The sequence below is a fragment of the Persicobacter diffluens genome (genome assembly GCF_036244895.1).
GTDB classification, from domain to species: Bacteria; Bacteroidota; Bacteroidia; order Cytophagales; family Cyclobacteriaceae; genus Persicobacter; species Persicobacter diffluens.
In genome coordinates this window covers 2744953-2758733 of record NZ_BQKE01000001.1, presented here as the reverse complement: position 1 = coordinate 2758733, position 13781 = coordinate 2744953, and the positions used below count along the sequence as shown (strand labels likewise).

At 43.9% G+C, this 13781-nt stretch carries 9 protein-coding genes; 8 read left to right on the top strand and 1 reads right to left on the bottom strand.

The window, feature by feature from the left end; genetic code table 11:
* Positions 1 to 38: 38 nt before the first annotated feature.
* Positions 39 to 173 carry a hypothetical protein gene (locus AAA970_RS11215; RefSeq protein WP_338237177.1) on the bottom strand — a complete coding sequence of 45 codons (135 nt, stop codon included), beginning with the start codon at positions 171 to 173 and terminating at the stop codon, positions 39 to 41.
* Positions 174 to 524: 351 nt separating this feature from the next.
* Here AAA970_RS11215 and AAA970_RS11210 point away from each other — a divergent pair, with 351 nt between their 5' ends.
* The 8 genes from AAA970_RS11210 (at position 525) to AAA970_RS11175 (ending at position 13767) form a co-directional block, all read left to right on the top strand.
* On the top strand, positions 525 to 1775 hold the full coding sequence (locus tag AAA970_RS11210) for a cytochrome c3 family protein (protein WP_420916727.1): 1251 nt from the start codon (positions 525 to 527) through the stop codon (positions 1773 to 1775).
* 90 nt (positions 1776 to 1865) lie between these two features.
* Positions 1866 to 4985, top strand: coding sequence for a TAT-variant-translocated molybdopterin oxidoreductase (locus AAA970_RS11205; protein ID WP_338237175.1), 3120 nt, complete (start codon positions 1866 to 1868; stop codon positions 4983 to 4985).
* Positions 4986 to 4999: 14 nt separating this feature from the next.
* Complete coding sequence (gene nrfD, locus AAA970_RS11200; RefSeq protein ID WP_338237174.1) at positions 5000 to 6373, top strand: NrfD/PsrC family molybdoenzyme membrane anchor subunit; 1374 nt, start codon at positions 5000 to 5002, stop codon at positions 6371 to 6373.
* Between the two features lie 2 nt (positions 6374 to 6375).
* Positions 6376 to 6939: a DUF3341 domain-containing protein gene (locus AAA970_RS11195; RefSeq protein ID WP_053405687.1), complete on the top strand. Its 564-nt coding sequence runs from the start codon at positions 6376 to 6378 to the stop codon at positions 6937 to 6939.
* Positions 6929 to 7555: a c-type cytochrome gene (locus AAA970_RS11190; protein ID WP_053405686.1), complete on the top strand. Its 627-nt coding sequence runs from the start codon at positions 6929 to 6931 to the stop codon at positions 7553 to 7555. Before AAA970_RS11195 ends, AAA970_RS11190 begins: the two co-directional genes overlap by 11 nt.
* A 54-nt stretch (positions 7556 to 7609) precedes the next feature.
* Positions 7610 to 8935 (top strand): quinol:cytochrome C oxidoreductase, encoded by a 1326-nt coding sequence (locus AAA970_RS11185; RefSeq protein WP_338237173.1) that lies wholly within the window; start codon positions 7610 to 7612, stop codon positions 8933 to 8935.
* A 349-nt stretch (positions 8936 to 9284) separates the two neighbouring features.
* Positions 9285 to 12257, top strand: a complete 2973-nt coding sequence (locus AAA970_RS11180; protein ID WP_338237172.1) for a M16 family metallopeptidase — start codon at positions 9285 to 9287, stop codon at positions 12255 to 12257.
* Between the two features lie 448 nt (positions 12258 to 12705).
* Positions 12706 to 13767: a cytochrome c oxidase subunit II gene (locus AAA970_RS11175; protein ID WP_053405682.1), complete on the top strand. Its 1062-nt coding sequence runs from the start codon at positions 12706 to 12708 to the stop codon at positions 13765 to 13767.
* Positions 13768 to 13781 lie beyond the last annotated feature (14 nt).

The window sequence follows — 13781 nt, the reverse complement described above, 5'->3', positions numbered from 1 at the left end:
AGATCTCTACAATTTGTTATAGCTGCAAGTCCAATCAGCTAAGTCTCAGTGGGGTGAATGAGGTTGATGTAGCTCATGTTTTTGGCTACTACACGGGCTTGAGGATTAGAGTCAGTATAAAAACAGATTAGTTTGGTGCTTTCTCCTCCATTCAGAGATATGATATTGTTCATATTGCGTTATTTGGTCATATTAAAGTTTGTGTTGTGATATTCTAATTTAATATCTTTAAAAGCTAGATCAGTTAAGTTTGTTAGGTGATATTTATCATAGTTCTTAACAGGACTGGACTAAGAAATGATAATTTATAATCATTTTAAATAACTTCAATTTGATCGCTTAATTAGCTTGTAAAAGGCTGTTATACAACTTTATGGGGGTGATTTATGATCCCAGTCAGTAAATAGACAAAAAGGCCATAAAAATAGCCTATTATGAAATGAATTAAGGTCGTGTTAGATTTGACTAACCGGGGTTTTTTTGACTCCGACCATAAAACTCAATGCTTCTTATTAATCGCTATGATGTTGTTTAAAACTTTTTTTTCTCGTTTAGCGCTCACGCTAATGCTGATGGTAAGCCTGATGGCTTCCTCCATTGCGCAAGACGCTTCCGGTGGGGACGGTATTCCTACGGACGAGGCCACCATCTCAGCAGGTCAGTCCTTGTTTGAGGACAACTGTACCGTTTGCCACGCGGTGCATGAGGTGGTTGTGGGGCCGGCACTGAAAGATGTGCATGAGCGACGACCGTTGGACTGGATCCAATCTTTTATTCGTAACTCTCAGAAAGTAATCCAAAGCGGTGATGAATACGCCGTCAAGCTTTATGAAGAGTACAATAAAACGGAGATGACCTCTTTTGATTTCTCCAATGAGGAAATCAATTCCATTCTCGCTTACATTAAAGTGGAGTCAGGAAAAACGCCTGTAGCCGCTGCAGAAGAACCAGCTGCAGATGGTGCATCCGCCACCCAGGCAGGTGCCTCAGAGGGTGTTTCTGATTTCGTCATGTATGCTTTGGTGATCAACCTGGTGATCCTGGTGTTGATTCTGATCGTATTGGCCATGATCGTTCGGGTATTGACCAAATACCTGGAGCAAAAGTCAGATTTGGATGTGGAAGATCAGGAGATCATTTCTGCACGCTTTAGTTTGGCTGCTTTGTTCAAGTCTAAGCCGATGATCGCCATCATGACCATCCTTTTCGTTGCGGTCATTACCAAAACCGTGATCGATTCTTTATTTCATGTAGGTGTTCAGCAGGGCTATGCTCCTGTGCAACCCATCGCCTTTTCTCATGAAATTCACGCTGGTCAGTATGACATTGACTGTAACTACTGCCACACCGGTGTGGAGAAATCCAAAAATGCCAATATCCCATCTGCCAATATCTGTATGAATTGCCACTCCGCAATTAAAACAGATTCAGACGAGATTGCGAAGATCTACGCGGCAGTTGAAAATAATCAGCCAATCGAGTGGGTACGTGTTCACAACTTACCTGATTTGGCTTACTTCAATCACTCTCAACACGTGAAAGTTGGTGGCTTGGAATGTCAGCAATGTCACGGTGAGGTAGAAACGATGGAGGTGGTTCGTCAGGAAGCGCCATTGACCATGGGCTGGTGTATCGATTGTCACAGAACGACAGAAGTAAACAGCAAGGGTAATGCGTACTACGACAAGCTTGTGGAGCTTCACGCAGAGCATAGTAAAGAGCCTATGCGCGTTGAAGATATTGGTGGATTAGAATGTTCTAAATGTCATTACTAGTAGGAAGTATCAATCATTGAGTTGACCGGTGGTGCTCAGGTGCCACCTCTTTTCCTCAGATTGATGTCACTACTAACTACTATTTTTACAATGGAAAAAACGAACAAAAGATATTGGAAAGGAATCGAGGAGCTGAAGAATGATCCTGAATTCGTGAAGCATGCAGACAAAGAATTCGCGGAATATCTTCCGATTAACGAATCCAAACGTGCAGGTGATAACGAAGGGCCTTCTCGCCGTGATTTCTTGAAAATGATGGGATTCTCCGTGACCGCAGCAGCATTGGCCGCTTGTGAGGCACCGGTAAGAAAAGCGATCCCTTATTTGAATAAGCCTGTTGATGTAGATCCGGGTAAAGCCAACTATTATGCTTCTTCTTTTTTACTAGGAGGTGATTTTGCTTCTGTAGTAGTAAAAACAAGAGAGGGGCGTCCTATCAAATTAGAAGGTAATAAGCTATCTTCTTTCTCTCAAGGTGGTGTTTCTGCTCAGGTAGAAACTTCTGTATTGAGCCTTTATGATAAGCAGCGTTTCACTGCTCCTCAGAAAGGTGGTCAAAATACAGACTGGGCAACCTTGGATAAAGAGGTGATGTCGAAATTGAAGGAGATTTCTGCTCAAGGCGGTAAAATCGCTTTGGTGTCTCACTCTTTGATTTCTCCTTCTACGAATAAAGCATTGGCGGCTTTCGCTGAGAAATATGGAAATGTAGAGACCTTTGTTTACGATCCTGTTTCTGTTTCAGCCATTGCGCAAGCTAATGAATGGGCCTTCGGAACTAAAGTTGTTCCTACTTATGACTTCTCCAAAGCAGATGTAATTGTCAGCTTCGATGCTGATTTCTTGAATAACTGGGTGAACCCTATCGCGAATGCTACACAATATGCAGAGACGCGTAAGGTGACGAAAGAAAACCCAACCATGTCTCGCCACTATCAGGTAGAGGCTAACCTGAGCATGACGGGTGCCAATGCGGATTACCGTGCGGCATTGAAGCCCTCTCAAATTCCTGCAGCCATAGCTAACCTTTACAATGCCATTGCCAAGAAGGCAGGTCGTCCTTCCGTGAACGCACCGGCAGTTAAAGTTTCTTATTTTGATTCCATGGCCAAAGACCTTTGGAATGCAAAAGGGAAGTCTTTGGTAGTAGCAGGAGTGAATGATCCATATGTTCAGGTAATGGTAAACGCCATTAACGACATGTTGGGGAACTACACCACAACTATCAACCTTAACCAGTCTGTGCTGACGCGTCAGGGTGATGAGAAGGCCTTTAATGGTTTTGTGAAAGGTTTGAATAGTGGTGCCTACGCCGGGGTATTCTTCTTGAACTGTAACCCGGTATATGACAATCCTCACGGAACAGCGATCAAGGCTGGATTGAAGAAGGCGAAATTGACCGTCGCTACTTCTGATCGTAAGGATGAGACTACAGATGCAGTGACTTATGTAGCTCCTGATCACCACTTCTTAGAGCAGTGGAATGATGCGGAACCTACTACCGGTCACTTTGCTTTGGCACAGCCAACGATTTCTCCTTTGTTCGCTACTCGTCAGATGCCGGAATCTTTCTTGGTGTGGACAGAGAACAAAACAGATTATTATACCTTCCTTCAGAATTCCTGGAAAGCCGATCAGTTTGAGCAGCAGTCGAAATTCATTGATTTCGGCATGTTCTGGGATCAATGCTTGCATGATGGTGTATTTGAGCCTGCTAAAGGTAAAAATGTAGCCACTGCTGTGGAATTCGTAGGTAAGCCTGACGTATGTGCAGCGCGTATTGCGAAGAACTACAAGTCAGCGGATGTAGAGTTATCGCTTTATACCAAATTTGGTATCGGTACTGGTGTTCAGGCCAACAACCCATGGTTGCAAGAACTTCCTGATGCAGTAACCAAAGCGACTTGGGACAACTACCTGACGGTATCTCAATCCATGGCCAAGGAATTGGGCATTGAGATGTTTGAAGGAGATTCTCAAATGGTAGAGTTGACCATCGGTAATCAAACCATGGAGGTGCCGGTGATGGTACAGCCAGGACAGGCGAAAGGGTCTGTTGGTTTGGCTTTGGGATACGGACGCACCGCAGCCGGCCGCGTAGCGGATGGCGTAGGTGTGGATGCTAACCCATTGGTAGCGATGGTAGGTGACTACTCGAACTTCTATGCGGGTGGGGTTTCCATCAAGGCGGGAAGAGGTAAATACCGTATTGCGCAAACGCAGACGCACCAAACTTATATGGGCCGCCACAATGTGATTCAGGAAACGACCCTAGGGGAGTACCAGAAGAATCCATCGGCAGGTCGTGTACAGCCGGAGATTGTGACTGCAGAGGGCAAAGTGAAGCCTAAGGCAGTGACCTTGTGGAATGGACATAAATATGAGAATCACCACTGGATGATGGCCATCGACATGAATGCATGTAATGGTTGTGGTACTTGTGTGGTTTCTTGTAATGTAGAAAATAACGTTCCTGTAGTAGGTAAGGAAGAGGTATTGATGCGTCGTGAAATGCACTGGTTGCGTATCGACCGTTATTATTCTTCTGATGCCGATGCAGATGATCTTTCAGGTTTGGAAGAAGCATCCGATAATCCGGAGGTGACTTTCCAGCCGATGATGTGTCAGCATTGTAATAATGCACCTTGTGAGACGGTATGTCCGGTTGCCGCGACTACCCACTCTTCAGAAGGTTTGAACCAAATGACTTATAACCGTTGTATCGGTACTCGTTACTGTGCGAACAACTGTCCTTACAAAGTTCGTCGATTCAACTGGTTCAAGTACCATGACAACACACAGTTCGATAAGAACTTGTCAATGAATAACGACTTGGGTAAAATGGTATTGAACCCGGATGTTACTGTTCGTTCACGTGGTGTAATGGAGAAATGTTCTTTCTGTGTACAGCGTATTCAGGGAGGTAAACTAGAAGCAAAACGCGAAGGTCGTCCATTGGAAGATGGAGAGGTGACTACCGCATGTGCGGCTTCCTGTTCTACCGGAGCGATCGTATTTGGTGATATCAATGATCCAAAGTCTCAGATCTCTCAAATGTTGAAACTGAAGAAAGATCGTACGGATAAAGTAGAAACGGTAGAGGTTGGTGAAGAGCGTGCTTATGCAGTGCTTGAGGAGATCAACGTCTTGCCAAACGTTTACTACATGACCAAGATCCGTAACAAAAATAGTAAAGAAGTTAAGGCTTAAAATATTCTGAAGATATGCAAGTAACATCACCTGTTCGTGAGCCTTTAGTTACCGGTGGGAAGACCATCCACGATGTAACTGAGGATGTTTGCTCGCGCGTGGAGCAGGCGCCAACAAAAATATGGATGTTGGCCATCACTGCCTCCATAGCGCTATTGCTAGTCGGAGCATATGCCGTATGGCGTACCCTTTGGGACGGTATCGGTATGTGGGGACTGAACAAAACCGTCGGTTGGGCGTGGGATATCACCAACTTCGTATGGTGGGTGGGTATCGGTCACGCCGGTACTTTGATTTCCGCCGTACTGTTGTTGTTCCGTCAAAAGTGGAGAACCTCCATTAACCGGGCCGCCGAGGCGATGACCATCTTTGCCGTAATTTGTGCGGCCATGTTCCCATTAGTACACATGGGACGTGTATGGATTGGTTTCATCTGGGCATTGCCATTACCGAACACTTTCGGATCGTTGTGGGTAAACTTCAACTCTCCGCTATTGTGGGACGTATTCGCGATCTCCACCTATTTCTCTGTATCATTGGTATTCTGGTACATCGGTTTGATTCCTGACTTTGGAACCATCCGTGACCGTGCTAAGAATCCTATTTCTAAAGCCGTTTATGGCGCATTATCCATGGGCTGGAGCGGTTCCGCAAAAGCCTGGATGCACTATGAGGCGGTATCCTTGATTTTGGCAGGTTTAGCAACGCCATTGGTATTGTCGGTACACACCATTGTATCCTTTGACTTTGCGACCTCTGTAATCCCGGGTTGGCACACCACCATCTTCCCGCCCTACTTCGTGGCAGGAGCGATCTTCTCTGGTTTTGCCATGGTATTGACTTTGATGTTGGTTACCCGTAAGGTTTACAAATTGGAGGACTATATCACCATGACACACATCGAATACATGAACTATGTGATCATCACAACCGGCTCTATTGTAGGTTGTGCGTATATCACGGAGTTCTTCGTGGCTTGGTATTCCGGGGTTGAGGCAGAGCAGTATGCTTTTATCAACCGTGCCTTCGGTCCTTATTGGTGGGCATACTGGTCAATGATGACCTGTAACGTGATCTCTCCACAGTTATTCTGGTTCAAGAAGATCCGTCGCTCTTTGGTAGCTACCTTCATCTTGTCCATTATTGTGAATATCGGGATGTGGTTCGAGCGTTTCGTAATTATCGTAACCTCTCTACACCGTGACTTCCTGCCTTCTTCCTGGGCCATGTTCTACCCAACCTGGGCGGATGTTGGCTTTTACCTCTTCACTTTCGGATTGTTCTTTACCTTGTTCTTTGCTTTTGCGAAGTTTTTCCCGGTAGTGAACATGGCAGAGGTGAAGTCTGTATTGAAATCTTCTTCTGGTGAAATCGCTGATAAGAAATAATCATGAGTAAGCCTAATAATTATCTGATCGGCATCTTTGATGATGAGGACGTACTACTTTCAGGAGTAAAGAAAGTACGTGATGCGGGAGCAAATATCTACGAGGTATTTACCCCATTTCCGGTGCATGGTTTAGAGCATGCTCTTGGTTATAAGCGTTCGAAATTACCAGTGGCGGCTTTCCTTTTTGGAATGTGCGGAACGATGCTGGCCCTTTTGATGATGACCTATATGATGGGTATCGACTGGCCAATGATTATCGGTGGTAAGGACTTTATTGCGGTACCTGATTTCATTCCGGTAACTTTCGAATTAACCGTGCTATTGTCGGCCTTTGGTATGGTCGGAACTTTCTTCGTGATGGTGGGCTTGAAGCCTTACGCTACGCCGGAGGTTTATGATGTTCGCCAGACGGATGACAAGCACGTGATGATTGTGGATTTGGATAAAAATAAGTTCGATGAAGAAACCCTTCGTGCTATCATTAGAGATGCAGGAGCTTCTGAAGTGAACAATCCGAACTCCGGTTTAACTAACGAAAAAGAACAAGAAGAATATGCGGTTTAATTGGAATACATTATTCGTAGGTGCTTTGGCAGCAACCGCATTGTTCGGTTGTACTAAAGCCGGTGGCGAAAACCAAGGGGTGGAGTATGCGCCTAACATGTATCACTCCGTAGCTTATGAGCCACTAAAGCAGATTACTGATAAGGAAGCAGGTTCGTGGTTGTCAAACCGTGAAGACGGTTTAGGGGAGTTTTTTAACTCCAATGTGAACAACCCGCATGAGATGAACATGCGTGAGCCTGTAGCAGGAACTGTAAAACGTGATGAAAATGGATTTTTACCTTACCGCTTGCCGGCTGATAGCTTGGCTTATGCTGCGGAGGTCGTAAAAAGCCCATTTGAAAAAACGGAAGCAGTCGTAGCCAATGGAAAGGCCTTGTATGAGAAATTCTGTATCCAGTGTCATGGTGATACCGGACAGGGAGACGGAAAAGTAGGAGTGGTATTCAAAGGGGTACCATCTTACTCTAAAGGTCGTGTGGCGGAGGTGTCTGAAGGACATATCTTCCATGTGATTACTCATGGAAAAGGACGTATGGGCGCGCACGGATCTCAATTGAACCAAAAGGAACGTTGGGAGATTGTCGCTTACGTACAACAACTGCAAAATCAATAATTTTTTGAACCTATCGTGGGGCTTTCGGGTCCCACGTAAGAAATAGCTAACATCATGACTGAAACATTTGACTTTAGCGCTGCAGTTAAGAAGCCCCTGATCATGGCCGCCATTGCTGGTTTGGTTTGTTTGATCATAGGTGTGGCTTCCGGCGTTATGGGCGGAGGCCACCACGAGGCGGCTCATGACGACCATGCTCCCAAAGTAGAGCATGCAGCTGGACATGATGCCCATGCGGAGGCTGCACACGGAGATGCGCATGCCACTGGCGGACATCATGAAGAATTTTCCTGGACCAAGCGCGTTTGGACCAGCCTTTGGCATAACGGTGTATTCTTTTTAGGAATTGCTGCTGCCGGTATTCTTTTCTTTGCGGTACAATATGCAGCGCAGGCCGGTTGGTCTGCTCCTGTACAACGTATTCCATTGGCCATGGGTAACTGGTTGCCAATTGGTGGTGGAATTATCATTGTATTATTTACCGTATTCAATCACGACCTTTTCCATTGGACGCACGATTACCTTTATGAGAAGGGTACGCCGACCTATGACGCCATTTTGGATGGAAAAAGATCATTCTTGAATGTACCATTCTTTATTGGTCGTATGGTGGCCTATGTGGCTTTGTGGACGGTAATGTTCTTCCAATTGAAGAAAAACGCATTGGCGGAAGATGAAAATGGAGGAGATCAATACTGGTTCAGGGGCCGTAAATTGTCTGCCATCTATATCATTCTTTTTGCGGTAACTGGTGTTACTGCATCTTGGGACTGGTTGATGTCCATTGACCCACACTGGTTCTCTACTCTTTACGGTTGGTATGTGATTGCTTCCTGGTGGGTAACCGGTTTGGCATTCATCTGTATGACCGTGGTCTTGTTGAAAGAGAATGGATATTTGAAAGAAGTAAATGCGAACCACATCCACGATTTGGGTAAGTACGTTTTCGCTTTCTCTGTATTCTGGACTTACTTGTGGTTCTCGCAGTTCTTGTTGATTTATTATGCGAACATTCCTGAGGAGACCATCTACTTCGTAGAGCGTCTACAGACGGGACCATATAAAGCATTGTTCTTCATCAACATCTTGATCAACTTTATCTTTCCATTCTTATTTTTAATGACGCGCGATTCCAAGCGTCATGGTATCTTCTTGAAGATTGCCTGTCCTGCCGTAATCTTCGGACACTGGATTGATTTCTACCTGATGGTAGCGCCAGGTATCCTGAAAGGTAACGGTGGTTTGACCTTCATCGACCTTGGATTCTTCCTGATCTTCGGCGTAGCCTTTATCTGGGTCTTCCTGACGAACCTGGCGAAGTCGCCATTAGTAGCCTTGAATCACCCGATGATGGAAGAAGCGAAGCATCATCACATTTAATTAATAAGAAGCATCATACTCGAAAGCCCCGGACTATTTGGTTCGGGGCTTTTTCTGTCTTGAGGGAATTCGTTTTGGAGAAGGCCGGTGTTTTCAGGCTTTTATTTTTTAGCTCAGTCCTTTGAATGGGCTTTGAAATAATGCTTGTCGTTTACGAACGGAGACTTTTTGGTATAAGTGGTCTTGTTTTGGGATTATTCGTTTACTGTGAATTATTCAATTGTTGTGGGGGTGATTTGGTCTTCTTAGCCATTGATATGCTATTAGTTATATTGTTATGATTTTTTAAGAAATAGTGTTATTATACCAATTGAAACTACAAATGATTCTTAACTACAGAATGTAAATTATGAAAAACTACATCAACCTTTTGCTTGGGTTATTGGCAGTTGTGGTAATGAGTTGCGCGAAGCCTGCCGATCAGGAACAAGCTGCCTTTACCACAGTAAGTGCTACTGATTCCAATGGTTATACTTATGAATATGTCGTGGATGATCCCTTGAAAGCCCGAATCTATACCCTGGATAACGGACTGAAAGTATACCTTTCGCAATATCAGGCAAAGCCCAGAATTCAGACTTATATCGCCGTGAAAGCAGGAGGGAAATATGATCCGGCAGATGCCACCGGCCTGGCGCATTATCTGGAGCATATGATGTTCAAGGGTACTTCTAAATTTGGAACCGCTGACTGGGCTAAGGAGAAGGTATTGTTGGACAGTATTGAAGCGATGTTCGAGCATTACCGCACGCTGGAAGATGAGGCGGCACGGAAAGCTTATTATGCGAAGATTGATGAGGTTTCTCTGGAGGCTTCCAAATATGCGATTGCCAACGAATATGATAAAATGTTAGGGGCTTTAGGCGCTTCCGGAACCAATGCTTATACCACAGAAGACCGAACGGTATATGTCAATGACATCCCTACGAATGAATTGGATAAATGGCTGGATGTGGAGTCTGAGCGTTTTTCCATGATCGTGAATCGCTTGTTCCATACCGAGTTGGAAGCAGTTTATGAAGAAAAAAATCGCTCTTTGGATAATGATGGTTGGCAGGTATATGAGACTTTGGCCTCTACCATGTTCCCTGATCATAAATATGGTACGCAAACGGTAATTGGAACGATTGATCACCTGAAGAATCCTTCCATCACCAAGATCCGCGAGTATTTTGCCAAATATTATATTCCGAATAATGTGGCCATTTGTTTAAGTGGTGATTTGAATTATGATGCCACGATTAAGAAAATAGATCAATATTTCGGAAAGTGGGAGCAAAAACCATTGGAGCCTTATAAAATGCAGGAGTCAGCTCCATTAACTTCTGTTCAGGAGAAAACGGTGACCGGTCCTGAAGCAGCCAATGTGACCATCGGTTTTAAATTGCCTGGCCAGATGTCGGAGGAAAGGGTTTTGGCTAAATTATGCGATATGATTTTGTCTAATTCATCGGCAGGCTTGATTGACCTGAACTTGAAGCAAAGTCAAAAAGTATTAAACCCTTACTCCTATATCAATAGCGGGAATGATTATTCCGCCCAGGTATTGGGTGGTATGCCTCGTGAAGGTCAGACTTTGGCGGAAGTGAAAGATCTGCTTTTGGCTCAGGTAGAGAAAATAAAAAAGGGAGAATTTGAGGATTGGTTAATTGAGGCGATCGTGAATGATTTCCGCAAAATGAGTATTTCTCAGCAGGAAAGTAATTCCGCCCGTGCAGGGATGTTCGTAACAGCCTTTACCAACGATATTCCATGGGCAGACTTCATTGATGATAATACACAAATGAAGGCATATACGAAGCAGGATGTTATGGATTTTGCCAACAAATACTTCAAAGACAATTATGTGGTAGTTTATAAAGAAGTAGGGGAGAAGTCCAATAAGGTGAAGGTTGAAAAGCCACAGATTACTCAGGTAGAACTTAACCGGGAAAAGGCCTCTGAATTTCTTACCCGAATCAATGAGACGCCGGCGGCCCCATTGCAGCCTGTATTTTTAGACTTTTCCAAAGATTTAACGATTACGGCTATCAAGCAGGATATTCCTTTATGGTATAAAGTAAACGATGAGAATGAGTTGTTCAATTTAACTTATCAGATTGATCGGGGAAGTAATAATGATCCGATGATGAGCCAGGCGGTGAATTATCTTTCTTATTTGGGTACCGAAGATTTGACCGCGGAAGAAGTGAAAAAGGAATTTTACAAATTAGGCTGTGATTATTCGGTATATGCAGGAGACCGCAAAGTATATGTAAGCCTGAGTGGTCTGGATGATAACTTTGAGCCGGCATTGGAACTATTTGAAAAGCTCTTGAAAAATGCAAAAGCAGATGAGGAGGCGCTGGTAAAAATGGTCGATGGCGTAATGAAGCAAAGGGATAATCAGAAGAAGAATAAAAATGCCTTATTATTTGGTGGTTTGAGAGCATATGCGACTTATGGCCCTGATTCCCCGACGCGTCATAATTTATCCAATAATCAATTGAAAGCGCTTGATCCTGCGGTATTGGTGGATAAAGTCCATCATATGCTGGATAAGGAGCATAAAGTGGAGTACTATGGCCCTCGTTCAGTAGAAGACCTGACCAAAGTGCTGAACCAGTATCATCAGGTTCCCGAGGCTTTGGTGGCATTGGAAGAAGAAAAAGAATTTAAAGTACTGCCGGCAGATCAACCGACTGTATTCTGGGTGGATTATGATATGAGACAGTCCGAGGTCATCATGATTGCCCCATTGGATATTTATGATCCTAAGCAAGCTGCAGCAGTGACCTTGTTTAATGAATACTTTGGTGGAGGGATGAGTTCCATTGTATTTACGACTATGAGGGAATCCAAGGCATTGGCTTACTCGGTTTGGTCCGCCTACACCGCGCGGGATGAAAAGGGTAAACGTGATTTAATGTTTGCCTATATCGGTACTCAGGCAGATAAATTGTCGGATGCGATGGAAGGAATGACAGACCTGATCAATAATCCTCCTAAAGTGGATAAGAACTTTGAGGCTGCGAAGGTCGCCGTATTGAAGAGTCTGGAATCGGAGCGTATCATTAAGGCAGGAGTGTTGGGCGCTTATGAATCTGCCCTGCGCAAAGGCTTGGATTATGATCAGCGTAAAGAGATATACGAAGCAGTGAAGACCATGACCCTGGAGGATGTGATCAAATTTCAGGAAGAGAAGATTAAAGGCAAAACATATAATATTGCCGTCATTGGTAAAAAGGAAAATCTTGACCCTAAAGTGTTGTCTAAATATGGTAAAGTGAAAGAAGTGAAGCTGGAGGAGATCTTTGGATTTGAGGAAGATTTGGCGCTTTAATTTCTATCGCCTATAAGAAAAATTGATAAGGCCTTTTCCGCTTAGGGAAGGCCTTTTTTTTGTTTGAAATCAACACAACGTCAAGGAGTTAGGAATAGTATATAAAGTAGAAATAATGACGCACATCATGTTTTGAGGCGGGAGACGGTTATTGTAATAATGATAGGAAAAGAAGGGAGTAAGCTTAATTGGGTTAAGATCTGATTGGATTTTTATTTGTAAAACATCAAACAAATCTATCATAATGCTCATTTCAGGGCTAATTCTTACAGATTATGAATTGAATATATTTCGCCCGTTTTTTTTGCTTTGGAATGAAGATCTAATTAATATCGCAGTAATTAATGATAAAAGTCATTGTTTTCGCTATTCAACCGCAGGTCTACACAGGCGGTTGAATAAACAAACTAAAGAACTAATAACCCTAAATAATTAACAACCACTTCCAATGCAGAACCTTGTGATTTTAGTCGGGGCGCTATTTGTTTTGGTGGCCATAGTGCTGGTACATAGAATCTTTGTGCTGGTAGGCGTCGTCAAAGGTACCGACAAAAAACGGATTACGCCGGCCAATAAATGGAATGCTGCCCTGATGGTAGTCTTCTTATTGGTGACTTTATCAATTTCCGGCTACTATTCTTATGTACACTTTGATGAGTACACCATCCCAATTGCTTCCGAGCACGGAGCCTTAACAGACAATTTGTTTTGGATTACAATGGGAGTGACAGGCGTGGTGTTTATCATCACACAAGTATTACTTTTCGGCTTTTCCTTTAAGTATCAACACAACGAAAAGAAGCCCGCCTTCTATTATCCGGATAATGGTAAGCTAGAGGCACTATGGACGATTGTTCCTGCTATTGTTTTAGCGGCACTGATTATTTCAGGATTGAGTACCTGGCACAAAGTGACGGGTCCCGCACCTGAAAATGCAGAGGTGATTGAAATCTTAGGGTACCAGTTTGCTTGGAAAGTAAGATATCCAGGAGCTGATGGTCAGTTGGGTAAGCATGATTACCGCCTGATTGATGCTGATAATATGTTTGGGATGGATTTCAGCGACAAAACCGCTTTTGATGATTTTATCCCAAGAGAGCTGCATATTCCGGTGAACCGCCCGGTAGAATTTAAAATTCGCGCCCGTGATGTGATTCACTCTGTATTTATTCCTCAATTCCGTTTGAAAATGGATGCAGTGCCGGGAATGCCTACCCGTTTCCATTTCACTGCCACCAAAACTACGGAGGAGATGCGCAGGGAGTTGAACGACCCGAAATTCAATTACGAATTGGCCTGTAACCAGATTTGTGGCCGCGGGCACTTTGCCATGAAAATGAACGTGGTAGTAGATTCGGAAGAAGACTACGAAAAATGGAAGGCAGAGCAGAAATCCTGGTTGTCTAAAAATCCGGAATACCTTTCTCGTATTCCCGAAGAGCTTAAAGAATTGGCTTTAGTGAAAACCGGCATGGACACTGAAGCGGAAGCAAACGAAAATTCCCTTTAAACCATAAAGAACCA